The sequence below is a fragment of the Streptomyces sp. NPDC107546 genome (genome assembly GCF_055639175.1).
On the sequence record NZ_JBVKBA010000001.1, the window covers coordinates 553,955 to 579,407 of the forward strand.

The 25,453-nt window shown below is 71.8% G+C and carries 22 protein-coding genes; 15 read left to right on the plus strand and 7 right to left on the minus strand.

The window, feature by feature from the left end:
* Positions 1 to 285 precede the first annotated feature (285 nt).
* From ACZ7L1_RS02435 to ACZ7L1_RS02470, 8 genes are all read left to right on the plus strand, one after another.
* Positions 286 to 1,992, plus strand: a complete 1,707-nt coding sequence (locus tag ACZ7L1_RS02435) for a hypothetical protein (RefSeq protein ID WP_471433467.1) — start codon at positions 286 to 288, stop codon at positions 1,990 to 1,992.
* Between the two features lie 183 nt (positions 1,993 to 2,175).
* On the plus strand, positions 2,176 to 3,018 hold the full coding sequence (locus tag ACZ7L1_RS02440; RefSeq protein ID WP_471433468.1) for a nitrilase-related carbon-nitrogen hydrolase: 843 nt from the start codon (positions 2,176 to 2,178) through the stop codon (positions 3,016 to 3,018).
* Positions 3,015 to 4,298 carry an aspartate aminotransferase family protein gene (locus ACZ7L1_RS02445; RefSeq protein WP_471433470.1) on the plus strand — a complete coding sequence of 428 codons (1,284 nt, stop codon included), beginning with the start codon at positions 3,015 to 3,017 and terminating at the stop codon, positions 4,296 to 4,298. Before ACZ7L1_RS02440 ends, ACZ7L1_RS02445 begins: the two co-directional genes overlap by 4 nt.
* A 68-nt stretch (positions 4,299 to 4,366) precedes the next feature.
* Positions 4,367 to 5,929 (plus strand): PucR family transcriptional regulator, encoded by a 1,563-nt coding sequence (locus ACZ7L1_RS02450; RefSeq protein WP_471433472.1) that lies wholly within the window; start codon positions 4,367 to 4,369, stop codon positions 5,927 to 5,929.
* A 148-nt stretch (positions 5,930 to 6,077) separates the two neighbouring features.
* Positions 6,078 to 6,920, plus strand: coding sequence for a nitrilase-related carbon-nitrogen hydrolase (locus ACZ7L1_RS02455; protein WP_471433474.1), 843 nt, complete (start codon positions 6,078 to 6,080; stop codon positions 6,918 to 6,920).
* Positions 6,921 to 7,052: 132 nt separating this feature from the next.
* Entirely contained in the window at positions 7,053 to 8,492 is a 1,440-nt protein-coding gene (gene hydA / locus ACZ7L1_RS02460; RefSeq protein WP_471433476.1) for a dihydropyrimidinase, read from the plus strand.
* A 12-nt stretch (positions 8,493 to 8,504) separates the two neighbouring features.
* Entirely contained in the window at positions 8,505 to 9,527 is a 1,023-nt protein-coding gene (locus tag ACZ7L1_RS02465; RefSeq protein ID WP_471433478.1) for a TIGR03842 family LLM class F420-dependent oxidoreductase, read from the plus strand.
* A 163-nt stretch (positions 9,528 to 9,690) separates the two neighbouring features.
* Positions 9,691 to 11,217 (plus strand): NCS1 family nucleobase:cation symporter-1, encoded by a 1,527-nt coding sequence (locus ACZ7L1_RS02470; protein WP_471433480.1) that lies wholly within the window; start codon positions 9,691 to 9,693, stop codon positions 11,215 to 11,217.
* Between the two features lie 24 nt (positions 11,218 to 11,241).
* Here ACZ7L1_RS02470 and ACZ7L1_RS02475 read toward each other — a convergent pair whose 3' ends face one another.
* The 3 genes from ACZ7L1_RS02475 to ACZ7L1_RS02485 form a co-directional block, all read right to left on the minus strand.
* The gene (locus ACZ7L1_RS02475; protein ID WP_471433482.1) at positions 11,242 to 11,931 is read right to left on the minus strand and encodes a hypothetical protein; all 690 of its coding nucleotides are present in this window, start codon (positions 11,929 to 11,931) and stop codon (positions 11,242 to 11,244) included.
* Positions 11,932 to 12,305: 374 nt separating this feature from the next.
* Positions 12,306 to 12,578 carry a DUF6480 family protein gene (locus ACZ7L1_RS02480; protein WP_471433484.1) on the minus strand — a complete coding sequence of 91 codons (273 nt, stop codon included), beginning with the start codon at positions 12,576 to 12,578 and terminating at the stop codon, positions 12,306 to 12,308.
* Positions 12,579 to 12,669: 91 nt separating this feature from the next.
* A complete protein-coding gene (locus ACZ7L1_RS02485) occupies positions 12,670 to 13,395 on the minus strand; it encodes a YqjF family protein (RefSeq protein WP_471433536.1) in 726 nt (241 codons plus the stop codon).
* A gap of 158 nt (positions 13,396 to 13,553) precedes the next feature.
* Here ACZ7L1_RS02485 and ACZ7L1_RS02490 point away from each other — a divergent pair, with 158 nt between their 5' ends.
* The 7 genes from ACZ7L1_RS02490 (at position 13,554) to ACZ7L1_RS02520 (ending at position 23,045) form a co-directional block, all read left to right on the plus strand.
* Positions 13,554 to 15,380 (plus strand): gamma-glutamyltransferase family protein, encoded by a 1,827-nt coding sequence (locus ACZ7L1_RS02490; RefSeq protein ID WP_471433485.1) that lies wholly within the window; start codon positions 13,554 to 13,556, stop codon positions 15,378 to 15,380.
* 189 nt (positions 15,381 to 15,569) lie between these two features.
* Positions 15,570 to 16,415 carry an inositol monophosphatase family protein gene (locus ACZ7L1_RS02495; RefSeq protein WP_471433487.1) on the plus strand — a complete coding sequence of 282 codons (846 nt, stop codon included), beginning with the start codon at positions 15,570 to 15,572 and terminating at the stop codon, positions 16,413 to 16,415.
* A gap of 90 nt (positions 16,416 to 16,505) precedes the next feature.
* Positions 16,506 to 17,915 carry a phytoene desaturase family protein gene (locus ACZ7L1_RS02500; protein ID WP_471433489.1) on the plus strand — a complete coding sequence of 470 codons (1,410 nt, stop codon included), beginning with the start codon at positions 16,506 to 16,508 and terminating at the stop codon, positions 17,913 to 17,915.
* Entirely contained in the window at positions 17,912 to 18,421 is a 510-nt protein-coding gene (locus ACZ7L1_RS02505) for an O-acetyl-ADP-ribose deacetylase (protein WP_471433490.1), read from the plus strand. The genes ACZ7L1_RS02500 and ACZ7L1_RS02505 overlap by 4 nt, the downstream gene beginning before the upstream one ends.
* 134 nt (positions 18,422 to 18,555) lie before the next feature.
* Positions 18,556 to 20,901, plus strand: a complete 2,346-nt coding sequence (locus ACZ7L1_RS02510; protein ID WP_471433492.1) for a glycoside hydrolase family 65 protein — start codon at positions 18,556 to 18,558, stop codon at positions 20,899 to 20,901.
* Positions 20,902 to 21,041: 140 nt separating this feature from the next.
* Complete coding sequence (locus ACZ7L1_RS02515) at positions 21,042 to 22,553, plus strand: AlkA N-terminal domain-containing protein (protein WP_471433494.1); 1,512 nt, start codon at positions 21,042 to 21,044, stop codon at positions 22,551 to 22,553.
* A 9-nt stretch (positions 22,554 to 22,562) separates the two neighbouring features.
* On the plus strand, positions 22,563 to 23,045 hold the full coding sequence (locus tag ACZ7L1_RS02520) for a methylated-DNA--[protein]-cysteine S-methyltransferase (protein WP_471433495.1): 483 nt from the start codon (positions 22,563 to 22,565) through the stop codon (positions 23,043 to 23,045).
* Between the two features lie 7 nt (positions 23,046 to 23,052).
* Here ACZ7L1_RS02520 and ACZ7L1_RS02525 read toward each other — a convergent pair whose 3' ends face one another.
* The 4 genes from ACZ7L1_RS02525 to ACZ7L1_RS02540 all read right to left on the minus strand — a co-directional run.
* Entirely contained in the window at positions 23,053 to 23,781 is a 729-nt protein-coding gene (locus tag ACZ7L1_RS02525) for an SIR2 family NAD-dependent protein deacylase (RefSeq protein WP_471433497.1), read from the minus strand.
* A 56-nt stretch (positions 23,782 to 23,837) separates the two neighbouring features.
* Positions 23,838 to 24,329, minus strand: coding sequence for an NUDIX domain-containing protein (locus ACZ7L1_RS02530; protein ID WP_103844548.1), 492 nt, complete (start codon positions 24,327 to 24,329; stop codon positions 23,838 to 23,840).
* Positions 24,330 to 24,353: 24 nt separating this feature from the next.
* The gene (locus tag ACZ7L1_RS02535) at positions 24,354 to 24,818 is read right to left on the minus strand and encodes a hypothetical protein (protein WP_471433499.1); all 465 of its coding nucleotides are present in this window, start codon (positions 24,816 to 24,818) and stop codon (positions 24,354 to 24,356) included.
* On the minus strand, positions 24,819 to 25,453 hold a 635-nt coding region (locus tag ACZ7L1_RS02540), incomplete at its 5' end, for a hypothetical protein (protein ID WP_471433501.1).

Here is a 25,453-nt window from a genome sequence, read left to right on the forward strand (position 1 = left end):
TTACGTGTGTTTTCGCCTGTGGTGCGTGCACGTGCGGTGCGTGCCCTGACGCTTAGAACACCATCGCACGATCGTTGTTCAGGGGCATGTGCAACATGGCGGACGCCCTCGGGCGGGCGGGTGGCCGACCCTCGAGTGCGGCGCCGGCGCGGCGGGGCGCGCACAGGGTGCGAAATTCCCCGCGGAGCGCACTGAGTCAGCTCTGAAAACCGCCTGTAGCCCTTCCGTAACACGACTGGTGTTTTCTACCGGACCGGAGTACTCCACTCGGGCGGGAGCTGTGCGATGGCGGTGGATCAACTCCCGGTAGGGGTACGGGAGTTCGCGAGCTACCTGAACGGGCTGCTGGCGCGGCTCGACCAGGGCGGCGGCTGGTGCGGGGTCTTCTGGCAGCGCGACCCCGACGGCATGCGGGCCTGCCTGGAGGGCCGGGAGGTGCCGCCCTGGGATGTGGTGGAGGCGCTGCTGCAGGACCTCGCCGCCGCATACGGGCCCGCCGTCGCCGCGCCGGAGGCCGAGCGGGCGCGGGCGCTGCACGGTGCCTCACTCGTCGCGTACGACGCCCGGCCGGGGGCCCGGGAGGCGCTCGGGGACCGGCTCGACGTGATGTTGCGGGAGAAGCGCTTCGCGGCGGAGCGCAGGGCGGACCTCGCGCGCAGGCTGGAGTCGGCCGCCACCCGCGAGGAGGCCGCGTCGCTCCGGCTCGACCTGGCCTGGGCCCGGGACGACCACGACCGCGCCACGGCCCGCTGCGCGGAGCTGCGTCGCCGTATGGAGACCCTCGATCACCGCGCCCTGCCCGCACAGGGCGAGCGGCCTTCCGGGGCGGCCCGGGCGGGGGAGGTCTTCCGCCTGCGGGAAGAGGCCACGGAAGCTCGCGCGCCCGGGGAGACGGCCGGCAGGGGAACAGCGGCGCCGTCGGGCGGCCGTGCGGAGAGCCGGTCGGCGGAGGCCGCCCGGGCGCGCCGCGAGGGGTGGCCGCAGGGCCCGGACGCGCCGTCCGAACGGCCTCACGGCGGCCACCCGAACGCGCCGTCCGAACGGCCTCACGGCGGCCACCCGAACGCGCCGTCCGAACGGCCTCACGGCGGCTCGGAGCCCGCGGACACGCAACCGGCCGACGACGCTTCCTTCTGGCACCGTACCCGGGCCGAAGACACCCCCGGACCCGGTTCCGAGGGACCGTCCGGCCCGTCCCGGGAATCCGTGAGCCGCGAGTCCGGCCCCACTCCCACCGCAGTGGACGCTCCCGCCAAGCAGCGCTCCAAACGCCGCCCCCGCGGCAGTGCCCGTTTCGCCGGGGTGATGGACGTGCAGGAGCCGCCCACGGGCGCCGTTCCGCCCGTGGCCGCACCCGCGCCGGGGCGTCGGGGCCCCCGTGGCGCCCGGTTCGCCGGGGCAGTGGGTGCCGTCGGTGCCGAGACACCCGAGGGCCCTCAGCCGCGTACCCGGCCCGTCGACGAGGCCGACCGGCAGCTCACCGTCGACACCGTCGCCGCGCTCCTCCGGCTGCGCGCCGAGGGCCGCAGCGGTGAGGCGCACGCGCTGCTCGTCGAGGCCGCCCACTGGCCCGCCGACCGCTACCCCCTGCTGGCCGCCGAACTGCACCGCGCGGGCCTCGGCACCGACTGGGCCACCCTCTTGTGGGAGGCCGCCTCGCTGCCCGCCGACCGCCTCGTCGCCGCCGCGGACGCCCTCACCGCGGCCGGTCGCGGCACCGACGGCGAGGAGATGCTGCGGCAGGGCGTCGCACGGCCCGCGAAGGAGATCGGCGAGGCCGTCCTCGGACTCCACGCCGACGGCCGACACCGCGAGGCCGGCGCCCTCCTCGACGCGTATGTACGCGTCCGTACGCCTCAGGAGGCCGCCCGCAGTGTCGCCGCCGGCCCGCAGCTGCTCGTACCGTTGCTCCTGGAGGCCGCACGGGGCGTCTCCGCCGAACGTCACTGGGACCTCGTCCACGCTCTGAGGGTCGCCGGATTCACCGCCTGACCGGCCCGGCCTTCGTGCGAGCGCTCACCCGCAGGAGTGCGAAACGCGATCGACTCAGCGGGTTGACGACGATGGTCTTGGCAAGGCCGCTGCGGAGGCTTACGTTCGACCCTCTACAGCCCGGCTCTACGGGCGTAGAGGCTCTGACGTCCCTCGGGGACCATCAGGCAAAGGAGCGGCACCATGGCCCACGTCGTACGCGCCGCACTGGTCCAGGCGACCTGGACCGGTGACACCGCATCCATGATCACCAAGCATGTGGAGCACGCCCGTGAGGCGGCCCGGCAGGGCGCGAAGGTCATCGGCTTCCAGGAAGTCTTCAACGCCCCCTACTTCTGCCAGGTCCAGGAGCCCGAGCACTACCGCTGGGCCGAGCCGGTGCCGGACGGGCCGACGGTGCGCCGTATGCGGGACCTCGCCCGCGAGACCGGCATGGTGATCGTCGTCCCCGTCTTCGAAGTCGAGCAGTCCGGCTTCTACTACAACACCGCCGCCGTGATCGACGCCGACGGCACCTACCTCGGCAAGTACCGCAAGCACCACATCCCCCAGGTCAAGGGCTTCTGGGAGAAGTACTACTTCAAACCCGGCAACCTGGGCTGGCCCGTCTTCGACACCGCGGTCGGCAAGGTCGGCGTGTACATCTGCTACGACCGCCACTTCCCGGAGGGCTGGCGGCAGCTCGGCCTGAACGGCGCCCAGCTCGTCTACAACCCCTCCGCCACCCACCGCGGCCTGTCCTCCCACCTCTGGCAGCTCGAACAGCCGGCGGCGGCCGTCGCCAACGAGTACTTCGTCGCCGCGATCAACCGCGTGGGCCGTGAGGAGTACGGCGACAACGACTTCTACGGGACGAGCTACTTCGTCGACCCCCGTGGGCAGTTTGTGGGCGAGGTCGCCAGCGACAAGGAGGAGGAGCTCGTCGTGCGGGACCTCGACTTCGACCTCATCGAAGAAGTGCGGCAGCAGTGGGCGTTCTACCGCGACCGCCGCCCCGACGCGTACGAAGGACTGGTGAAGCCGTGAGTGACCTGTACGACCGCCACAAGGCCGTCCTGCCCGACTGGCTGGCCCTCTACTACAAGGACCCCCTGGAGATCACCCACGGCGAGGGCCGGCACGTCTGGGACGCCGACGGGAAGAGGTACCTGGACTTCTTCGGCGGCATCCTGACCACGATGACCGCGCACGCGCTGCCCGAGGTGACCAAGGCGGTCAGCGAGCAGGCCGGGCGGATCATCCACTCGTCCACGCTCTACCTCAACCGGCCGATGGTCGAACTCGCCGAGCGCATCGCCCAGCTGAGCGGCATCCCGGACGCCCGCGTCTTCTTCACCACGTCCGGCACCGAGGCCAACGACACCGCGCTGCTGCTCGCGACGACGTACCGGCGCAGCAACCAGATCCTCGCGATGCGCAACAGCTACCACGGCCGCTCGTTCAGCGCGATCGGCATCACCGGCAACCGCGGCTGGTCCCCGACCTCCCTGTCCCCGCTGCAGACGCTGTACGTCCACGGCGGGGTCCGCACCCGAGGCCCGTTCGCCCACCTGAGCGACGCCGACTTCATCGCGGCCTGCGTCGAGGACCTGAGGGACCTCCTCGGCCACACCCGCCCGCCCGCCGCGCTGATCGCCGAGCCGATCCAGGGGGTCGGCGGCTTCACCTCGCCGCCCGACGGTCTGTACGCGGCCTTCCGCGACGTGCTCCAGGAGCACGGCATCCTGTGGATCGCGGACGAGGTGCAGACCGGCTGGGGGCGCACCGGCGACAACTTCTGGGGCTGGCAGGCGCACGGCCAGAGCGGCCCGCCGGACATCCTCACCTTCGCCAAGGGCATCGGCAACGGCATGTCCATCGGCGGCGTCGTCGCCCGCGCCGAGATCATGAACTGCCTGGACGCCAACAGCATCTCGACCTTCGGTGGCACGCAGATCACGATGGCGGCCGGGCTCGCCAACCTGACGTACCTGCTGGAGCACGACCTCCAGGGCAACGCCCGGCGCGTCGGCGGACTGCTCATGGAGCGGCTGCGGGCGGTCGGCGCCCAGCTTCCGGGCGTACGGGAGGTGCGCGGGCGCGGCCTGATGATCGGCGTCGAGCTGGTGCGGCCCGGCACCGACGAGGCCGACCCGGACGCGGCGGCCGCCGTACTCGAGGCGGCCCGCGACGGGGGACTGCTGATCGGCAAGGGCGGCGGACACAACACCAGCGTGCTGCGTATCGCCCCGCCGCTCTCGCTCACCGTCGCGGAGGCCGAGGAGGGCGCCGCGATCCTCGAGCAGGCCCTCAGGAGCGCCCGGTGACGATCCACCCCCTCGACAGCACCGTCCCGAGGTGCCTCCGGTAGGACCACAGCAAGGGAACTACAACCATGCCCACCGCCTTGGAACCCGCCCTGTCGGTACGCCAGGTTCTCGCCCTGGACCGGGTGCTCGCCGGAGAGCCCGAGGTGGTGGCCGGCGCCGGGCACCTGGACCGGCCGGTGCGCTGGGTGCACGTCGCGGAGGCACCCGACGTCGGCGTGATGCTCAGCGGTGGTGAGATGGTCCTCACCACCGGGGTGCTGCTCGCCGGTGACGTGGAGAAGCAGGCCGAGTACATCCGGTCCCTGCACCGCGCGGAGGCCGCGGCCGTCGTCCTCGGACTCGGCCGGGCCTTCCCGGCGCCCCCGGACGTGATGCGCCGGGCCGCCGAGCGGTGCGGGCTGCCCATGGTGGTCCTGCACCGGCCCTTCCCGTTCGCCGAACTGACCGAGGAGGTCCAGTCCCGCCTCGTGCGGCGCAAGTTCGCGGCGGTGAGCCTGTCCGAGTCCGTTCGCACGGCCCTGACCGGGCTCATCACCGCGGGGGCCCCGCTGCAGCGGCTGCTCGACGAGATCGCCGTGCACGCGGGCTGCCCCGTCGTCCTCACCAACCTCGCGCACCGCGTGCTCGCCACGGCGGGGGAGCGGCCCGCGGTCGACGACGTCCTGCGCGACTGGGAGCGCATCTCCCGGCAGGCGGGCGGCAGCGAGGGCGACGGCTGGGTCCGCGCCGAGCTGGGCGGGCGCGGGGAGCGCTGGGGCCGGATCGTGCTGTGCGGTTACCGCGGCGACAGTCCGATCGGGCGCCTGCTCGCCGAGCGCGGCGCCGAGGCCCTGGTCCTGCACCGGATGCTCCACGGCTCGGTGCACACCTGGGAGGAGCAGTCCGCACAGAGCCTGCTGACCGACCTGGTCTCCGGGGGCGTCCCGGCCGGCCGGCTGCTGCCCCGGGCGCGGGCGGCCGGGCTGCCCGTCAACCGCCGCACCTTCGTCCCCCTGGTCGTACGCGACGGCGATCCCGCCCAGCTCGATCGAGTCCTCCGGTTGCTGGGCCTGCCCGGGCTCGCCGCCGAGTTGGCCGACGGGGTCACCGCCGTACTGCTCAGCCTCGCCCGTGACCAGGACGCGGAAGCGCTGACCGCGCACTTCGCCACCCGGCTGCGCACGGAATCCCCGGCCGCGCGCGGGACGGCCATCGCCGCCGCCGATCCGCGTACCGCCTGGGAGGACGTGCCCGCCGGGCTGCGCGAGGCCCAGCACGTCGCGGACGCCGTGGCCGGCCACTTGGCCGCGCAGGACCTCCCTGCCGTCGTACGCCTCAGGGACGTCCATCTGCGCGGCCTGATCCGGCTGCTGCGCGACGACCCGCACGTGCAGGCCTTCGCCGAGCGGGAGCTGGACGGGCTGCTGTGCGGGCGTGACGCCGAGCAGGAGCTGCTGCCGGTGCTGCGCACCTACCTCTCCACCGGCCGCAACAAGTCCCGCACCGCCCAGCTCCACCACGTCAGCCGACCGGCCCTCTACCGCAGGCTGGAGGCCATAGAAGCCCGCCTCGGGGTCGACCTCGACGACTTCGAACAAGCCGCCTCGGTACACATCGCGCTGCTCGCGCACGACGCCCAACAAGGGTGACACGCCATGGAAAAGTGCGGGAAACAGGTGTGTACGGGCGGGTATGACACGGTGCAACGCCGCACGCCCCCAGACGTGACACGCTGCAACTCAATCCGGCTGCCCCGGCTTCCTAAGCTCGCCGCACACCGAGCGACCGGAGGTCCCGATGAGCAGAGTGATCCGTGCCGCCGTCTTCCAGACCGCCTGGACGGGCGACAAGGAATCGATGATCCAGGTCCACGAGCAGGCGGCCCGCGACGCGGCCGCGCAAGGTGCCCAGGTCCTGTGCTTCCAGGAGCTGTTCTACGGGCCGTACTTCTGCCAGGTCCAGGACCCCGCGTTCTACGAGTACGCCGAGCGGATCCCGGACGGCCCGATCGTCAAGCGCTTCCAGGCCCTCGCCAAGGAGCTGGGCATCGTCCTCGTGCTGCCCATGTACGAGGAGGAGCAGCCCGGGGTCCTGTACAACACCGCCGCGGTGATCGACGCGGACGGCTCGTACCTCGGCAAGTACCGCAAGCACCACATCCCGCAGGTCAAGGGCTTCTGGGAGAAGTTCTACTTCCGTCCCGGGAACGTCGGCTGGCCGGTCTTCGAGACCGCCGTCGGCAGGATCGGCGTGTACATCTGCTACGACCGCCACTTCCCGGAGGGCTGGCGCGCGCTGGGTCTGGAGGGCGCCGAGATCGTCTTCAACCCCTCGGCCACCTCGCGCGGTCTGTCCGCCTACCTGTGGCAGCTGGAGCAGCCGGCGGCGGCCGTCGCCAACGAGTACTTCGTCGGCGCGATCAACCGGGTCGGAACCGAGGAGCTCGGCGACAACGACTTCTACGGGACCTCGTACTTCGTGGACCCGGAGGCCCAGTTCGTCGGCGAGGTGGCCAGCGACAAGGAGACCGAACTGGTCGTCCGGGACCTGGACCTGGCCAAGCTGCGCGAAGTCCGCGACCGTTGGCAGTTCTACCGGGACCGCCGTCCCGACGCGTACGGCCCGCTGACCGCGCCGTAGAAGGGGGCAGATCACCGCGCCCCTGAATGGGGCGCGGGGCTGTGCTCGACATGCGGCTACCGCAGCGCGGGCGCGACCAGCCACACACAGCCCGCACTTTTCACGTCCGCCGTCAACGCCCGGAGGGTGAGCATGACTCGTACCGTCATCCGCGGTGGCCTCGTCATCACCGCGTCCGACGAGATCCACGCCGACGTCCTGATCGAGGACGGCCGCATCGCCGCCCTCGCCGCGTCCGGCACCCCGGCCGCCGAGGCCTTCACGGCCGAGCGAAGCGAGACGGGGGCACCCCCGTCCGGAGGGTGGGGGAGGATCATTGACGCCACCGGCAAGTATGTGATCCCGGGTGGTGTCGACGCCCACACCCACATGGAGCTGCCGTTCGGCGGCACCTTCGCCTCCGACACCTTCGAGACCGGCACCCGGGCCGCCGCCTGGGGCGGAACGACCACGATCATCGACTTCGCGGTGCAGAGCGTGGGCCACTCGCTGCGTGAGGGGCTGGACGCCTGGCACGCCAAGGCCGAGGGCAACTGCGCCGTCGACTACGGCTTCCACATGATCGTCTCCGATGTGAACCAGGAGACGCTCAAGGAGATGGATCTCCTGGTCGAGGAAGGCGTGACCTCGTTCAAGCAGTTCATGGCTTACCCCGGCGTCTTCTACTCGGACGACGGCCAGATCCTGCGCGCCATGCAGCGTTCCGCCGAGAACGGCGGGCTGATCATGATGCATGCCGAGAACGGCATCGCGATCGACGTGCTGGTGGAGCAGGCGCTGGCCCGCGGCGAGACGGATCCGAGGTATCACGGCGAGGTGCGCAAGGCCCTGCTGGAGGCCGAGGCCACCCACCGCGCCATCAAGCTCGCCCAGGTCGCCGGTGCCCCGCTGTACGTGGTGCACGTCTCGGCGCAGGAGGCGGTCGCCGAACTGGCCCGCGCCCGTGACGAGGGGCTGAACGTCTTCGGCGAGACCTGTCCGCAGTACCTGTTCCTGTCCACCGACAACCTCGCCGAGCCCGACTTCGAGGGCGCGAAGTACGTGTGCTCGACCCCGCTGCGGCCCAAGGAGCACCAGGCGGCCCTGTGGAAAGGCCTGCGCACCAACGACCTCCAGGTGGTCTCCACCGACCACTGCCCCTTCTGCTTCGTGGGCCAGAAGGAGCTGGGCCGGGGCGACTTCTCGAAGATCCCGAACGGCCTCCCGGGCGTCGAGAACCGGATGGACCTGCTGCACCAGGCCGTCGTCGACGGGCACATCTCACGCCGCCGCTGGATCGAGATCGCCTGCGCCACCCCCGCCCGGATGTTCGGCCTCTACCCGAAGAAGGGCACCATCGCCCCCGGCGCCGACGCCGACATCGTCATCTACGACCCGCACGCCGAGCAGGTCATGTCCGCCGAGACACACCACATGAACGTCGACTACTCGGCGTACGAGGGCAAGCGCACCACCGGCCGGGTCGAGACCGTCCTCTCGCGCGGTGAACCCGTCATCACAGAGCGGGAGTTCACCGGACGCGCGGGACACGGCGTCTACACCCCCCGCTCCACCTGTCAGTACCTCAACTAGGAGTGGCGCCCCATGGACTTCGGACTCGTCCTGCAGACCGACCCGCCGGCCTCGCGGGTCGTCAGCCTGATGAAGAGAGCCGAGCGCAACGGCTTCCGCTACGGCTGGACCTTCGACTCCGCCGTGCTGTGGCAGGAACCGTTCGTCATCTACAGCCAGATCCTGGCCAACACCCGGAAGCTGACGGTCGGCCCGATGGTGACGAACCCGGGCACCCGCACCTGGGAGGTCACCGCCTCCACGTTCGCCACCCTGAACGACATGTTCGGCAACCGCACCGTCTGCGGCATCGGCCGCGGCGACTCGGCGATGCGCGTCGCCGGCCGAAAGCCCAACACCCTGGCCCGCATCAGCGAGGCCATGAAGGTCATCCGGGCGCTGGGCAGCGGCCAGGAGGCCGACCTCGGCGGCGGCAGTGTCGTCAAGTTCCCCTGGATCAAACCGGGCGCCAGGCTACCCGTGTGGATGGCGGCGTACGGCCCCAAGGCGCTGAAGATGACCGGAGAGGAGGCCGACGGGTTCATTCTCCAGCTCGCCGACCTGTATCTGACCGAGTACATGGTCAAGGCGGTGAAGGACGCGGCCGCGGCCGCCGGGCGCGACCCGTCCGAGGTGACGATCTGCGTCGCCGCCCCCGCCTACGTCACCGAGGACGACTCGCCCGAGGCGCTGGCGCACGCCCGTGAGCAGTGCCGCTGGTTCGGTGGCATGGTCGGCAACCACGTCGCCGACCTCGTCGCCAAGTACGGCGAGCACTCCTTGGCCGTCCCCGAGGAGCTCACCGACTACATCAAGGCCCGCCAGAGCTACGACTACGCCCACCACGGGCGCAGCGGCAACCCCGACACCCAGTTCGTGCCCGACGAGATCGTCGACCGGTTCTGCGTCATCGGCCCGGTCGAGAAGCACATCGAGAAGCTGAAGGCACTGCGCGGGCTGGGCGTCGACCAGTTCGCCGTCTACGACATGCACGACGCGCAGGAAGCCGTCATCGACGCGTACGGGAGCCAGGTCATCCCGGCCGTCAACGGCTGATCCCCGACGGGTCCCCGGACCCTTCGTCCCTCCGTTCGTCCCCTTCCCGCTCTCCCGGGAAGGGGACCCAGGACGCTCCGGTCGCTTCGTCCACCGGGCGCACCCCCCATCGGCGCCGCACCCGCACGGCCTTTCCCGTCCCACCTCCTGATTGGCCTGCCCCATGACCGACACCGCTCCCACGGCCATACCGCCGTCCGCCCAAGTCACCCTCCCCGACGGGCGCGTGGAGATCGCCACGGACTCCCCGCAGCCGAGCGGTGCGTACGCCAACGAGGACCTGCTGCCGGTCCCCGTCGCCAAGCGCACCTGGACCACGTACAACTTCTCCGCGCTGTGGGTCGGCATGGCCCACAACACGGCGTCCTGGACCCTGGCCTCCGGCCTGATCGCGGTCGGCATGGACTGGAAGCAGGCGGTGTTCACCATCGCCCTGGCCAATGTGATCGTGCTGGTCCCGATGCTGCTCACCGGGCACGCGGGACCCAAGTACGGCATCCCCTTCCCGGTCTTCGCCCGGGCCTCCTTCGGCGTGCGCGGCGCCAACCTCCCCGCGGTCGTACGGGCGCTGGTGGCGTGCGGCTGGTTCGGCATCCAGACCTGGATCGGCGGTGAGGCGATCTACTTCCTCGCCGGTAAGCTCATCGGCGACAGCTGGTCCAACGCCTCCCACGTCGGCGGCTACGCCTGGACCATGTGGCTGTCGTTCGCGATCTTCTGGGTGCTCCAGGTCGCCATCATCTACCGGGGCATGGAGACCATCCGCCGCTTCGAGAACTGGGCGGCGCCCTTCGTGATCGTCGGCGCCCTGGTGATGCTCTGGTGGATGAGCAGCAAGGCGGGCGGCTTCGGCCCGCTCTTCGACCAGCCCTCCAAGCTGGGCTGGGGAGCGGACTTCTGGAAGCTGTTCGCGCCCTCCCTCATGGGCATGATCGGCTTCTGGTCCACGCTGTCGCTGAACATCCCGGACTTCACCCGGTACGGCCGCAGCCAGAAGGCCCAGACGTGGGGCCAGGCGCTCGGCCTGCCCACCACCATGACGCTGTTCGCGTTCCTGTCGGTGCTGGTCACCTCGGGTTCGCAGGCGGTGTACGGCAAGCCGGTCTGGGACCCGGTGCAGCTGGCGGCGAAGACGGACAACGTGGTCGGGCTGCTCTACGCGCTGGTGACCGTGCTGGTGGCGACCCTGTCGGTGAACATCGCGGCCAACCTGGTCTCCCCGGCGTTCGACTTCTCCAACATCGCGCCCAGGAAGGTGAGCTTCCGCACCGGCGCCCTGATCACCTCGGTCCTCGCGGTGCTGATCTTCCCGTGGAAGCTGTACTCCGACCCCCAGGGCTACATCTTCACCTGGCTCGGCCTGGTCGGCGGCCTGCTCGGCACGGTGGCCGGCATCCTCATCGCCGACTACTGGATCCTGCGCCGCACCCGGCTCGACCTCACCGACCTGTACCGCTCGGGTGGCCGCTACTGGTACGGGGGAGGCTGGAACTGGCGGGCCGTGCTGGCCTTCGCCGTCGGCGGGGTGCTGGCGATCGGCGGCGCGGACTTCCATCCGCTGATCGACGGCCGCCCCGTCCCGGCCCTGAAGCCGCTCGCCGACTACGGCTGGGCGGTCGGCCTCGGCACGTCGCTGGTGCTGTACCTGCTGCTGATGCTGGCGCGAGGCCGGGACGACGCCACGGTCTGACCTCCAGCCGGTCGTGCGGGGCGGTCAGTTCTTCTGCTGACCGCCCCCCAGCGCGGCCACCGCCTCTCTGGCGGCCTTGATGGCCCCCTTGTTGATCTCGTCCGTACCGGGCGCCTTCTTCGTCTCGAAGTCGCTGCCGTTGTAGTCGACGGAGACCAGCGCGTTGGACACGCGGACCAGTACCAGGCCCTCACGGGTCTGCTGCTTGTCCTCGGTGGTGAGGTTCACGACGGAGTAGGCGGCGTCGCCGAGACCGGGGACCGCGCCGCCGCCGCTCTTGTCCGTGGTCCGCTCGGTGTACGACTTCTGCACCTGTGCCTGCGAGTCCATGATCTCGAAGGTGACGTCGAGCCAGCGGTAGTCGTAGCCCTTGAGCGCGTTCCAGGAGCAGGTGCGGCGGACCGACCGGTCCGTGGAGGGGATCTCCTTGCCGGCCGTCTTGGCGCCCGGGACGAGGGACGTGATCGTCTTCCCGGTCAGAGCCGCGCACGGTGCGGGTGCGGTGGAGTACGTCTTCGCCGCGGCCGACGGGTCGGAAGCGGAGGAGGTTCCCGCGTCCTGGGGGCTCTGGGCGTCCTGGCTCCGCTGGGCCGACTTGTGCCCGGTGGCCGAGGAGGCGGCCGGACCGGAGGTCAGCGCCCAGCCCGCACAGGCGAGCACGAGGACCGGGCTCAGCCGCGCCGTGAGAGCGAGCGGCAGGGGAAGATCACGCACGGGCGCACTTCTCGTGGGGGACGGACGGTGCGGAGGAAAGGTCCACACTGCGGACGGGACCACAGTTTCACATGACTGCCTGTGAGGCGGAAGGGGCCAACTCGCTCTGTACCCACGCGATGACGCAGGCTGACCGCGCACAGGCCCGTGTGTCCCCTTATGCCCGAACCGGACCCGTGCCGGGCGCGCGCGGCGACCGGGCCGGACCCGCGTGGCGGGCCGGGCGGCCGGGCTGGACCCGCGTGGGCCGGGCGGGGCCGCGGCCGGAGTGCCGGCCCCGGCTCCCGATAAGCGCCCCCCGAAACAGGACCCCGGAACGGTCGGGTTGTCACCGTCCCCGCCCCCGAACGACCGCGAGGCCGCCCGGCGCGCGCTCACCGCATCAGCGATATCGCGTACGCGAGGAAGAACCCGGCCACCAGCACCACCAGCGCGGTGATGGCGATCAGTGGTCCCTTCGCCCAGCCCCGCGTCCGGTCGTAGTCGTCCCGGTGAGTGACCTCCGAAGTGCTGCTCTCGCCCGGCGGCGTCTCTCCCGGAGGCACCCCGCCCGGCTCCACCCCCGGGGTCTGCGACGGCTCGGGGTCGGAACCGTACTGACGGTTCCGCGTCCCCCCTGTCCCGCTGTCCCGGTTCATCTGGTTCATGACCGCCGAGTACCCGCCCGACCGGGCGTCACGCGGACACAAGGGGACGAACGGGGCGACCACTGCCCTGCGTGGGTCCGAGCAGGTGGTGTCAGTGGGCCGGGCGTGAAGGCGACAGCGGGCGGGAGACTCCCATGCGCACCTGCCGTACCCCGTCGGAGAAGTGCACCACTGGCTCGGCTTCGGGTGAGGGAAGTCCCGCGGCCCGGGTCAGGGTCTCCTCGAAGCGCTCGAGGGTCGCGGCGCGCAGCGGCCAGGGCTCGTGTTCGACGGGCGTTTCCCAGAGCATCCCCAGCCGTCGTGTGTACGCGCGCCACCGTGAGGTCAGCCAGATGTCCCGCTGCGTCGGCGTCAGCGGTCGGCCGGGCCGGACGGCCAACTCGTACGAGGGCGAGCCGCCCCGGCGTGCACCCGAGTAGTGCACCACCTCTTCGTCGTGGGACAGACTCAGCCGGCCCGGCTTGTAGGGTGCGCCCACGGCGCGGGCCGCCAGCATGAGGGGGTTGCCCACCTCGATGGACAGGAACCACAGCCCGTCGCGCCCGTCGGGGCCCCGGACGTAGGTGCGCAGGTTGGTCTCCGGAAACGTGGGGAGGCCGGGCGTCGCGCCGGGCAGGACCGCCGGCCGTACGTCGGCCATCAGGAACGGCGTGAAGCTGACCCAGGCCGCGCCCTCGTACTCGTCCACGGTCAGGCCCTCCGGCAGCAGGCGCCGCACCTGGTCGGGGTGGAAGGGCCAGTGCACGAAGGTCTGCGTCAGCCATCCTGCCTCCAAGGCCGGCAGGTGGACGCGCTGCTCCGCCACGAGGGAGACCATGCCGCCCGAGTCCCCGTCGATCACACCGGGAAACGCGGCGGGAGCGCTGCGACGGGGGCGGGGATACGGCGCGTAACGCCCCGCTCGCCGGGGAGACAACAGATGACCTTGGCTGTTTGAATCGACCGGCGCGTCCGAGCAGCGAGCTGAGAGGCCATATGTTCACCACCCGCCCCACCCTCCAGGGCACTTTCGGCATGGTGTCCTCCACCCACTGGCTGGCCTCCCAGTCGGCGATGGCCGTGCTGGAGGACGGCGGCAACGCGTTCGACGCGGCCGTGGCGGGCGCGTTCGTGCTGCACGTCGTGGAACCGCACCTCAACGGCCCCGCCGGCGAGGTCCCGATCGTGCTCGCCCCGGCGGGCGGCGGGGTGCGGGTGCTGTGCGGGCAGGGCGTCGCGCCCGCGGGTGCCACCATCGCCCACTACAGGGGACTCGGCCTGGATCTCGTCCCCGGTACCGGGCCCCTCGCCGCCGCCGTCCCGGGAGCGTTCGACGCCTGGATGCTGCTGCTGCGCGACCACGGCACCAGGTCCCTCGCCGACGTCCTGAAGTACGCCATCGGCTACGCCGAGCACGGGCACCCGCCCGTGGAGCGCGTCGGCCAGACCGTCGAGACCGTGCGCGAACTCTTCGAGACCGAGTGGACCTCCTCGGCCGAGGTGTACCTGCCCGGCGGGAGGCCGCCGTGCCCCGGCGAGCCACTGCGCAACCCCGCGCTGGCCGCCACCTGGAAGCGGCTGCTCGCCGAGGTGGCGGGCGCCGGCGACCGGGAGGGGCAGATCGAGGAGGCCCGCCGGGTCTGGCGCTCCGGGTTCGTCGCCGAGGCCCTGGTACGGCAGGCGGGGCGGCCCACCATGGACACCAGCGGCGAACGCCACCGCGGCACCCTCACGGCCGACGACCTGGCCTCCTGGTCGGCCGCCTACGAGACCCCGGCCACCTACGACTGGAACGGCTGGACCGTGTGCAAGGCGGGCCCCTGGAGCCAGGGCCCCGTCCTCCTCCAACAGCTCGCCCTGCTCCCGCCCGGGCTGCCCCGGTACGGCTCCGCGGACTACGTCCACCTGCTGATCGAGGGCTGCAAGCTCGCCATGGCCGACCGCGAGGCCTGGTACGGCGACGCGGCCGCAGTCCCGCTCGACGAACTGCTGTCCGATGCCTACAACGCCGAGCGGCGCGCCCTGATCGGCGACAAGGCGTCGTACGAGCTGCGCCCCGGGGCCCCCGGAAGCCGCGTGCCGCGACTGAGCGAGTACGCGCGCGTGGTGGCCACCGACGAGCCCGGCTTCAGCCCCATGGGCGTCGGCGAACCGACAGTGGCGAAGAGCCCGACGTCGCCCGTGCCCGGTGAACCGGACGTCACCGCCGACGGCGCCACCCGCGGCGACACCTGCCACCTCGACGTCGTCGACCGCTGGGGCAACATGATCGCGGCCACGCCCAGCGGCGGCTGGCTCCAGTCCAACCCGGTCGTGCCAGAGCTGGGCTTCCCGCTCGGCACCCGGCTCCAGATGACCTGGCTCGACGAGGGCCTGCCGAACTCCCTCACGCCCGGGCGCCGCCCCCGTACCACCCTCACGCCCTCGATCGCCCTGCGCCACGGGGTGCCGGTGCTGGCGTTCGGCACACCCGGCGGCGACCAGCAGGACCAGTGGCAGCTCCACTTCTTCCTGGCGGTCGCCCTGCTCCCGCACGTCCGCGGCGGCCTCGACCTGCAAGGTGCCATCGACGCCCCGAACTGGCACAACGACAGCTTCCCCGGCTCCTTCTACCCGCGTGGCATGCGCCCCGGCAGCGTCACCGTCGAGTCCCGCACGGACCCGGAGGTCGTCGCCGAGCTGCGCCGGCGCGGCCATGACGTCACCGTCGGCGAGGCCTGGTCGGAGGGGCGGCTGTGCGCGGTCGCCCGGAACCCGGAGACGGGCGTGCTCTCGGCCGCGGCCAATCCGCGCGGCATGCAGGGTTATGCGGTCGGCCGCTGAACCAGCGGGTGCCACCGAAGCAGCAGGTGCCGACCGAATCAGGGAGTGCCACTGAATCAGCCGGTCCCGCTGAACCAGCCGCACCACTGACCGGCCGAAGCGGGGGAGAAGCGCCGAATTCATGCCGGTTCCACCCGGAGTACACCGGGCCGGTGAGGATTGTCAGTGACGCGTGCTCTCATTGAGGGCATGATCGACGATTACGAGACCATCGACGGGTTTCTCGCGCACGGCACGGCAGACGTCGAGGAGGCCGTGCGCAAGGCGGCCGCCACCGAGATCATGCCGCGCTTCTGCCGGCTCGCCGCGCACGAGATCGACGAGAAGAACGGACCGCACGACCTGGTCACGGACGCCGACCGCAACGCCGAGGCCCACCTCACCGAGGTGCTCTCGAGGCTGCTGCCCGGCTCGGTCGTGGTGGGTGAGGAGGCGGTGCACGCCAACCCGGTGACGTACGAGGCCATCCGGGGCGAGGCCCCTGTCTGGATCGTCGACCCGGTCGACGGCACCCGCCAGTTCGTGCACGGCGACCCCGGGTTCTGCACGCTGGTCGCGCTCGCCCAGGGCGGTGTCGTACGCGCCTCGTGGACGTACGCCCCGGCCCTGGACCGGCTCGCCACGGCGGTACGGGGGAAGGGCGCGTGCCTTGACGGCGAGCGCCTGCGAGCGGGCTCTCCCACGGTGGGCCGCGACCTGGAGGTGGCCACGTCGCACCCCGACTACACCACGGACGAGCAGAAGCGCGGGCTGCTCGGACTGTGGACGGACGGCGTCCGCCCGCGCCCGTGCGGCTCGGCGGGCCTGGAGTACCTCCATGTCGCCCAGGGCCTGCTCGACGCCACGGCCTTCTCCTGGGAGGCGGCGTGGGACCACGCGGCCGGCCTGCTGCTGGTCGAGGAGGCGGGCGGCGCGCACCTCACCCTGGCGGGCGAACCGTTCCGGATCACCGGCGGCAACGCGCTGCCGTTCACCGCGGCACGGGACGAGGCCACGGCGCGCCGGGTGGTGGAGCTGCTGTCGGGCGCCGCCTGACCTTCCCCCGTACCCGAGGCGTGTCAGACCTCCGGCATATCCTGATCTCCTGTGGCCGTCGGCTGACGAAGGAGTCCGAAGGTGCCGTCGATGCTCGATGCGGTCGTGGTGGGGGCGGGGCCCAACGGGCTGACGGCTGCCGTGGAGCTGGCCCGTCGCGGGTTCTCCGTGGCCGTCTTCGAGGCGCGCGACACCGTCGGCGGCGGCGCCCGGACCGAGGAGCTGACGCTGCCCGGTTTCCGGCACGACCCGTGCTCGGCCGCTCACCCCCTCGGTGTCAACTCGCCCGCGTTCCGGGCGATGCCCCTGGAGCGGTACGGCCTTCAGTGGTTGCACGCCGAGCTGCCGATGGCGCACCCCTTTCCCGACGGCACGGCCGCGGTGCTGTCACGGTCCGTGGCCGAGACGGCCGCCTCGTTCGGCCCGCGCGACGCGGGAGCGTACCGCCGGCTCGTCGCGCCGTTCCTGAGCCGCTGGGACACCCTGGCCCGGGACTTCATGTCCCTGCCCCGGACCGCGCTGCCCCGGGACCCGCTCACCCTCGCCCGCTTCGGCCTGGTGGGCCTGCCCCCGTCCACCTGGCTGATGCGCCGATTCCACGACGAGCGCGCGAAGACCCTGTTCGCCGGGCTCGTCGCCCACGTGATCGCCCCGCTCGGCGGGTTCGCCACCGGCGCGATCGGCCTGGTCTTCGCCCTCGCGGCGCACGCCCGCGGCTGGCCGGTCGCCCGCGGCGGCTCCCAGTCGATCTCCGACGCCCTCGCCGCGTACCTGAAGGACCTGGGCGGCACCGTCCACACCGACTACGAGGTCAAGCGCCTCGACGACCTACCCCCGGCGCGCGCGTACATCTTCGACACCTCGCCCACCGCGTTGGCCCGTATCGCCGGCCTCGGACGCTATTACGACGGCTACCGCTACGGCGCCGGCGTCTTCAAGATCGACTACGCGCTGGACGGTCCGGTCCCGTGGACCGCGAAGGAACCGCGCGTCGCCGGCACCGTGCAGATCGGCGCCGACAGCGCGGAGATCGGCACCGCCCTGCGCGCCGCGTCCAGGGAGGGCCGCGCGCCCGACCGGCCGTTCCTCATCACCGTGCAGCCCAGCGTCGCCGACCCCACCCGGGCCCCGGAGGGCAAGCAGGTCTTCTGGGCGTACGGCCATGTGCCCAACGGCTGGCGCGGAGACCTCACCGACGCCATGGAACGCCAGCTGGAGCGCTTCGCCCCGGGGTTCCGCGACCGCGTCCTCGCCCGCGCCACCGCCGGCCCGCCCGAACTGGCCGCCCGCAACGCCAACTACGTCGGCGGCGACATCTCCTCCGGCGCGGCGTCCGGCCTCCAGCTCCTGCTGCGCCCCAAGGTGTCCCTCTCCCCGTACAGCACCCCGCACCCGGCCGTCTTCATCTGCTCCTCGGCCACCCCGCCCGGCCCGGGCGTGCACGGCATGTCGGGACACAACGCGGCGAAGGCGGTCTGGCGGAGGCTGACGCAGCGATGACCGTTATCACGCTGGTCAAGGGCGACATCACCCGGCAGAGCGCCGACGCGATCGTCAACGCGGCCAACTCCTCGCTGCTCGGCGGGGGAGGGGTGGACGGCGCGATCCATCGGCGGGGTGGTCCGGCGATCCTCGAGGAGTGCCGCCGGCTGCGCGCATCCCGATACGGCAAGGGACTGCCCACGGGCCAGGCCGTCGCCACCACCGCTGGCGAACTGGACGCACGCTGGGTGATCCACACGGTCGGTCCCCGCTTCAGCCCCCAGGAGGACCGCTCGGCGCTGCTGGCCTCCTGCTACCGGCAGTCGCTGCGCGTCGCCGACGAGCTCGGCGCCCGCACGGTGGCGTTCCCTGCCGTGTCCGCCGGCATCTACGGGTGGCCGATCGACGACGCCGCCCGCATCGCGGTGGAGACGGTCGGGGCCACGGAGACGGCCGTCGAGGAGGTCACGTTCGTCCTCTTCGACGAGCGGGCGTACGAGGCGTTCGCGGCGCAGCTCCCCTGAGCGACCGCTCATTCCCCGCCCTCGGTGAGGCCGCGCCGGTTCTTCCCGGGGCCCTTGGGGATGGAGTGACTGTTGAGCGGGCAGATAGAGAACATGGCATTCCAGGCATTCCGGATTCCCTGGGAGGTCCCGTCATGATCACCCATCCCGCCTACGGGGCCGATCCCTGGTGCATCCGCGAGACCGGGCTCGACCTGGACGTCCTGGCACAGAGCGAATCGGTCTTCGCCCTGTCCAACGGACACATCGGCTGGCGAGGCAACCTCGAGGAGGGGGAGCCGCACGGACTGCCCGGCTGCTACCTCAACGGCGTCCACGAAGTGCACCCGCTGCCCTACGCCGAGGCCGGATACGGCTACCCCGAGTCCGGCCAGACGGTCATCAACGTCACCGACGGCAAGCTCATCCGCCTCCTCGTCGACGACGAGCAGGTCGACCTGCGCTACGGGCGTCTCCTCTCGCACGAACGGGTCCTCGATCTGCGGGCCGGGGTACTGCACCGCGTCTGCGAATGGGTCTCGCCGGTGGGAAAGACCGTCCGTGTGCGCTCCACCCGCCTGGTGTCCTTCACCCACCGGGCCGTCGCCGCGATCGCCTACGAGGTGGAGCCGCTGGACGACCAGGTGCGCGTCGTCATCCAGTCCGAACTCGTCGCCAACGAGCCCATGCCGCGGCCCAGCGACGATCCGCGGGTGGCCGCCGCCCTGGAATCCCCGCTACGGCCCGAGGAGCACCACGCGGAAGGGGCCAGGCTGCGCCTGATCCACCGCACCGTGAGCAGCGGACTGCGGGTCGCGGCCGCCGCCGACCACATCGTGCAGGGTCCGGCATCCCCCCAGACAGCCGGAGAGAGCGCGCACGACGTCGCCCGGTTCACCGTCATCGCCGACCTCAGGCCGGGCGAGAAGCTCCGCCTGGAGAAGCTGGTCTCCTATGGCTGGTCCTCGCTGCGCTCACTGCCGTCCCTGAGGGACCAGGCGGAGGCCGCGCTCGCCGAGGCGAGCAGCACGGGCTGGCAGGGCCTGGTCGACGAGCAGCGGGCCGTCCTGGACGATTTCTGGGCGCACGCCGATGTGGAGGTGGACGGCGACGCCGAGATCCAGCAGGCCGTCCGCTTCGCGCTCTTCCATGTGCTCCAGGCCGCCGCCCGGGCCGAGCAGCGGGCCATCCCCGCCAAGGGCCTGACGGGCTCCGGCTATGACGGGCACGCCTTCTGGGACACGGAGACCTACGTTCTGCCGGTGCTGATCTTCGCCCACCCGCGCAGCGTCTCCGCGGCGCTTCGCTGGCGCCAGGACACCCTGCCGGCGGCCCGGGCCCGCGCCCGGCAACTCGGCCTCGAGGGGGCCGCCTTCCCATGGCGCACCATCGACGGCGCGGAGTGTTCCGGTTACTGGCCGGCCGGCGCCGCGGCGTTCCACATCAACGCCGACATCGCCCATGCCGTCCTGCGCTACGTCTCGGTCTCCGGCGACGAGGACTTCGAACGCGACACCGGCGTGGAACTCCTGGTGGAGACCGCCCGGTTGTGGCGTTCCCTCGGCCACCACGACTCCCGGGGCAGCTTCCACATCGACGGCGTCACCGGTCCCGACGAGTACAGCGCGGTCGCGGACGACAACACCTACACCAATCTCATGGCCCAGGCGAACCTGCGGGCCGCCGCCGATGCCGCCGAACGCCACCCCGAACAGGCCGCCGCGCTCGGCGTGACCGAGGACGAGACGGCCGCCTGGCGCACCGCCGCCAAGACGATGACCGTCCCCTACAACAGCGCCCTCGGCATCCACGAGCAGGCCGCGGACTTCACCCGCCACCAGGCCTGGGACTTCTCCGGCACCCGGCCGCAGGACTACCCGCTGCTGCTGCACTACCCGTACCTCCAGATCTACCGGAAGCAGGTGGTCAAACAAGCGGACCTCGTGCTGGCGATGTACCTGCGCGGCGACGCCTTCGACGAGGGCGAGAAGGCGCGGAACTTCGCCTACTACGAACCGCTCACCGTCCGTGACTCCTCCTTGTCGGCGAGCGTGCAGGCCGTCATCGCAGCCGAGGTCGGCCACCTGCGCCTGGCCTACGACTACCTCGGCGAGGCGGCCCTGATGGATTTGGACGACCTGGAAAACAACACCCGCGACGGCCTGCACATCGCGTCCCTGGCGGGCTCCTGGATCGCGCTGGTCGCCGGCTTCGGCGGCATGCGCTTCCACTCCGGAACCCTGCACTTCGCGCCCCGGCTGCCCGACAGGCTCAGCCGCCTGGCCTTCTCGGTCCACGTTCGCGGTCAGTGCCTCCGGGTGGAGATCACCGACTCCCAGGTCACGTACACGCTGGTGAAGGGGGAATCGGTCCGGATCAGGCACTACGGGGAGCCGCTGACCGTGGCCCGCGACATCGCGCAGACCCGCAGGGTGAAACCGTCGCCCCCCTTGCCGCCGCCTTCCCAGCCCCCGGGACGCCACCCCGAGCGCCCCCACTGAACACAAAGACCTCCTGTTGCCGCGCGGTGGCGGCCTGCGGTCGACCAGGTGGCGGCGGCGATCGGGGTTACGGCAGGTCGCCCCAGCCCCATGTCGGATTTCTGCCAGCCCGGCACGCTCCGGTGCCCGATGCTTGAGGCATGCGGAACGCGATGCACACCGACCGGGAGCGCTGTGTGCGCGCCGTCCAGTCCAAGGACGCGCGCTTCGACGGCTGGTTCTACACAGCGGTCCTGACCACGCGGATCTACTGCCGCCCCAGCTGCCCGGCGGTGCCGCCCAAACCGGAGAACATGACGTTCTACCCGAGCGCCGCCGCCTGCCAGCAGGCCGGATTCCGGGCCTGCAAGCGGTGCCGCCCGGACACCAGCCCCGGCTCCCCCGAGTGGAACCAGCGCGCGGACCTCGTCGCCCGCGCCATGCGGCTGATCGCCGACGGTGTCGTGGACCGCGAGGGCGTGCCCGGCCTCGCCGCCCGCCTCGGCTACAGCACCCGCCAGATCGAGCGCCAGCTCCTGGCCGAACTCGGCGCCGGACCGCTCGCCCTCGCCCGGGCGCAGCGCGCCCAGACCGCCCGGCTGCTCATCGAGACGACCGGGCTGCCCATGGCGGAGACCGCGTTCGCGGCCGGGTTCTCCTCGATCCGCGCCTTCAACGACACCGTCCGCGAGGTCTTCGCGCTCTCCCCGAGCGAGCTGCGCGCCCGTCTGCCCCAGCAGACGGTGATCGCACCGGGCGTCCTCAGCCTCAGGCTGCCGTTCCGCGCCCCGCTCAACCCCGACAACCTCTTCGGCCACCTCGCCGCCACCGCCGTACCAGGCGTGGAGGAATGGCTCCCCCACAGCCTGGACGGCGTGGGCGGTACCCCCATCGGCGCCTACCGGCGCACCCTCCGGCTGCCGTACGGACACGGCATCGTGGCGCTGACCCCGCGGCCCGACCACATCGCCTGCCGCCTCAGCCTCAGCGACATGCGCGACCTGGCCGTCGCCATCAGCCGCTGCCGCCGCATGCTCGACCTGGACGCCGACCCGGTCGCCGTCGACGACCAGCTGCGCACGGACCCGGTGCTCGCGCCCCTGGTCGACAAGGCCCCCGGCCGCCGTGTGCCGCGCACCGTCGACGAGTCCGAGTTCGCCGTACGGGCGGTCCTCGGCCAGCAGGTGTCCACGGCCGCCGCACGCACCCACGCGGCCCGCCTGGTCACCGCGCACGGCGAGGCCGTCGAGGACCCCGAAGGCGGCCTCACCCACCTCTTCCCGGCACCGGAGGCCCTCGCCGCACTCGACCCCGAGTCGCTGGCGATGCCCCGTACCCGCCGGACGACCTTCACGACCCTCGTCCGTCAACTCGCCGAGCGATCCATCCACCTGGGCGTCGAGAGCGACTGGGAGGAGACCCGCGCCCGGCTGCTGGCACTCCCCGGCTTCGGCCCCTGGACGGTCGACGTGATCGCCATGCGCGCCCTCGGCGACCCTGACGCCTTCCTGCCCACCGACCTCGGCATCAGACGCGCCGCACAGGAACTCGGTCTGCCGTCGACCCCGGCGGCACTCACCGCACGCGCGGCGGCCTGGCGGCCCTGGCGGGCGTACGCGGTCCAGTACCTGTGGGCGACCGACAGTCACCCCATCAACTTCCTTCCGGTGTAAGGACACACGGTGAAACAGCACACGATCATCGACAGCCCCTACGGCCCCCTCACCCTGGTCGCCGACGACGGCGTCCTGTGCGGCCTCTACATGACCGACCAGCGCCACCGCCCCTCGGAGGAGACCTTCGGTGCACGAAAGGAGGGGGCCTTCGCCGAGGCGGAGGAGCAGCTGGAGGCCTACTTCTCGGGCGAGTTGAAGGAGTTCACGCTCGAACTGCGCTTGCAGGGAACCCCGTTCCAGCGCGGCGTCTGGGAGCAACTGCGCCGCATCCCCTACGGCGAGACCCGCTCCTACGGCCAACTGGCCGACGCCCTCGGCAATCCCGGTGCCTCCCGCGCGGTGGGTCTGGCCAACGGCAGGAATCCCATCGGCATCATCGTCCCCTGTCACCGCGTCATCGGCGCGAGCGGCGGCCTGACGGGCTACGGCGGCGGGCTGGAGCGCAAGCGCCGGCTGCTGGAGTTCGAACGGGGATCGGCGCTGTTCTAGGGGATGCCTACCCTTCCCGGAGACTCTGCAGCAGAGCGGGCAGTGCGGTGCCGATCGGTTCCCGTACGACCTCGTCGGCGAGGTCGTCGTACGGGGTGGACTCGGCGTTGACGATGACCAGCCGGGCCCCGTGGTCGGCGGCCAGGCCGGCGAGGTCGGCGGCGGGCTGGACCTGGAGGCTGCTGCCGACCGCGATGAACACCGTGCACGCCTTGGTGATCGCGACCGCCTCGCCGAGGACCTCGGGGTCCAGTTGCTCACCGAACATCACGGTCGCCGACTTCAGGATCCCGCCGCACTCCAGGCACGGCGGGTCGTCCTCCCCGGCCTCGACGCGGGCGAGGGCGTCCTCCATCGGGCCGCGTGCACGGCACCGCGTGCAGACGACGCTGCGGGCGGTGCCGTGCAGTTCGAGGACCTTGCGGGCGGGCATCCCGGCGAGCTGGTGCAGCCCGTCCACGTTCTGCGTGATCACTCGCACGGGTACCCCGGACCGCTCCAGCTCGGCCACGGCCCGGTGCGCGGCGTTCGGCTCGGCGTTCAGGGTCCGGTGCTGCCGCCGCATCTGCCACGAGCGCCGCCGGATCTCCGGATCGCTCATGTAGTACTGGTACGTCACCAGCTTCTCGGCCTCGGGGTCCCGCCGCCACAACCCGTTCGGCCCGCGGTAGTCGGGGATCCCGGAGTCGGTGGAGATACCGGCGCCGCTGAGCACGGCGACGAGGGGCTTGGTCATGTCACCGAGAGTAGGACGGCTGATCTCGGTGGGGCGAACGGATAACGCGGCCCGCCTCAGCCGACCCGGTGGCCGTTCTCCAGCTCCGCCGTGCCCGCGCCGTCCGCCAGCACGTCGAGGGCGGCGAGCACGCGGCGCCCGAGGGCGCCGGGCAGGTAGTCGGTGAGTTCCTCACGCGGCACCAGGCGCCAGGACAGCAGCTCCTCCTCCTGCAGCCGGATCGCCTTGAGGTCGTCCTCGCCGAGGACCCCGCCGTCGTACAGGTAGGCGACCAGGGGCGGGCGTCCCGTCCCGTGCACCCAGTCGACCGCGAGCAGCCGGCCCAGCTCGCGGTCGAGGCCGATCTCCTCCAGCGTCTCGCGGCGCGCACCCTGACGCGGCGTCTCGCCGTCGTCGGACTCGATCGTGCCGCCCGGCAGCGCCCAGCCCTCACGGTAGTTGGGCTCGACGAGCAGCACCCGGCCTTCGGCGTCGCGGAAGAGGGCGGCCGCGCCCGACAGGACACGGGGGAGGGACGCGATGTACGCGGCGAAGTCTGGAGTCGTCATCCAGGAAGGGTAACCACTGCCCGGTCAGGAGACGGCGGACGTCAGGTACGTCAGGTACACACCTCCCGCGCAGTCGGGCACCGTCCGGAGAGTCCAGCGGCCTTCCACCGTCCGGGAGGAGAAGTTCGACTCGGCGTCGTCCTCCTCCACCTCGCCCTCCTTCAGCGCGTACCCCGCCTTGGGGAGCTGCTTCTGCAGGAAGGTGAGCGCGGAGTCGAAGCCGCCGCGTACGACGGTGGACACGACCAGCCGGTCGCCCGTGCGGTGCTCCACCGAGGTCACGACCGCGCCCTCGGGCACCGGCAGGTCGGCCGGAAAGTCCTTGGGCAGCGGAAGTGAGGCGGCGGTGGGGCAGCCGCCGGGCGTCGGCGCGGCGGCTGCCTCCACGGCGGGCCGCTCGGATTGCTCTTTCGCGGCGGAGCATCCGGTGACGGCCGCCAGGGTGAGGACGCAGCCGGCCAGCGCGGTGGCGGGCGGGAACGGCTTCATCTATCGGCCTCCCGTGGTCTTCTTGTGCTTGCCGGCGATCATGGCGTCATACGCGCCGTACAGCGTGTTGTCGGAGGACTGGCGGGCGAGGGAGGCCAGCGCGTCGTGGTTCTGCGCGCCCCCGGTGGCGCAGGTGCCGGTGCAGCCGTCGGCGTAGGCGACGAGGACGCGGCCCTGGGCGTCGAGGGTGACGTCGATGAAGTCCAGGAGGTTGCGGTCCTGGCCGCAGGTGGTGCCGCCGGTGCAGATGGACCCCTTCTGGACCGGGTCGGTGGGGGTGGCGTCGACGGTGACCCAGGACTGGCCGCCGTCGTAGGTGGTGGCCACGTACAGGTGCCAGACGCCCTTGAAGTTCGCCGTGTCCTGGTAGTTGCCGCCGGTCGTCGTGCCCAGGAAGGCGAAGGCGGCGCGGTTGTCGTCGCCCGCGGTCACGGCCGGGAAGACGATGTTCTTGATGCCGAGGGCCGCACCGACGTTCTGGTCGTACAGCCACGTTCTGCCCTTGTCGTGGCTGACGGCGATCCGCGCGGTGCCGTCGCTGTTCTGGTAGCCCATGTAGAGGGTCCCGCCCGCGCCGGTGCCCACACTGGGGTCGGAGTCGCCGGGGGTGCTGGCGGGGTTCTTGCGGACGGTCC

Bases quoted from the DNA above. Each gene is read 5' to 3' on its own strand.
- ACZ7L1_RS02435 (WP_471433467.1), top strand. From the start codon at position 286: ATGGCGGTGGATCAACTCCCGGTAGGGGTACGGGAGTTCGCGAGCTAC.
- ACZ7L1_RS02440 (WP_471433468.1), top strand. From the start codon at position 2,176: ATGGCCCACGTCGTACGCGCCGCACTGGTCCAGGCGACCTGGACCGGT.
- ACZ7L1_RS02450 (WP_471433472.1), top strand. From the start codon at position 4,367: ATGCCCACCGCCTTGGAACCCGCCCTGTCGGTACGCCAGGTTCTCGCC.
- ACZ7L1_RS02455 (WP_471433474.1), top strand. From the start codon at position 6,078: ATGAGCAGAGTGATCCGTGCCGCCGTCTTCCAGACCGCCTGGACGGGC.
- hydA (WP_471433476.1), top strand. From the start codon at position 7,053: ATGACTCGTACCGTCATCCGCGGTGGCCTCGTCATCACCGCGTCCGAC.
- ACZ7L1_RS02465 (WP_471433478.1), top strand. From the start codon at position 8,505: ATGGACTTCGGACTCGTCCTGCAGACCGACCCGCCGGCCTCGCGGGTC.
- ACZ7L1_RS02470 (WP_471433480.1), top strand. From the start codon at position 9,691: ATGACCGACACCGCTCCCACGGCCATACCGCCGTCCGCCCAAGTCACC.
- ACZ7L1_RS02480 (WP_471433484.1), bottom strand. From the start codon at position 12,578: ATGAACCAGATGAACCGGGACAGCGGGACAGGGGGGACGCGGAACCGT.
- ACZ7L1_RS02485 (WP_471433536.1), bottom strand. From the start codon at position 13,395: ATGGTCTCCCTCGTGGCGGAGCAGCGCGTCCACCTGCCGGCCTTGGAG.
- ACZ7L1_RS02490 (WP_471433485.1), top strand. From the start codon at position 13,554: ATGTTCACCACCCGCCCCACCCTCCAGGGCACTTTCGGCATGGTGTCC.
- ACZ7L1_RS02495 (WP_471433487.1), top strand. From the start codon at position 15,570: ATGATCGACGATTACGAGACCATCGACGGGTTTCTCGCGCACGGCACG.
- ACZ7L1_RS02500 (WP_471433489.1), top strand. From the start codon at position 16,506: ATGCTCGATGCGGTCGTGGTGGGGGCGGGGCCCAACGGGCTGACGGCT.
- ACZ7L1_RS02505 (WP_471433490.1), top strand. From the start codon at position 17,912: ATGACCGTTATCACGCTGGTCAAGGGCGACATCACCCGGCAGAGCGCC.
- ACZ7L1_RS02510 (WP_471433492.1), top strand. From the start codon at position 18,556: ATGATCACCCATCCCGCCTACGGGGCCGATCCCTGGTGCATCCGCGAG.
- ACZ7L1_RS02515 (WP_471433494.1), top strand. From the start codon at position 21,042: ATGCGGAACGCGATGCACACCGACCGGGAGCGCTGTGTGCGCGCCGTC.
- ACZ7L1_RS02525 (WP_471433497.1), bottom strand. From the start codon at position 23,781: ATGACCAAGCCCCTCGTCGCCGTGCTCAGCGGCGCCGGTATCTCCACC.
- ACZ7L1_RS02530 (WP_103844548.1), bottom strand. From the start codon at position 24,329: ATGACGACTCCAGACTTCGCCGCGTACATCGCGTCCCTCCCCCGTGTC.
- ACZ7L1_RS02535 (WP_471433499.1), bottom strand. From the start codon at position 24,818: ATGAAGCCGTTCCCGCCCGCCACCGCGCTGGCCGGCTGCGTCCTCACC.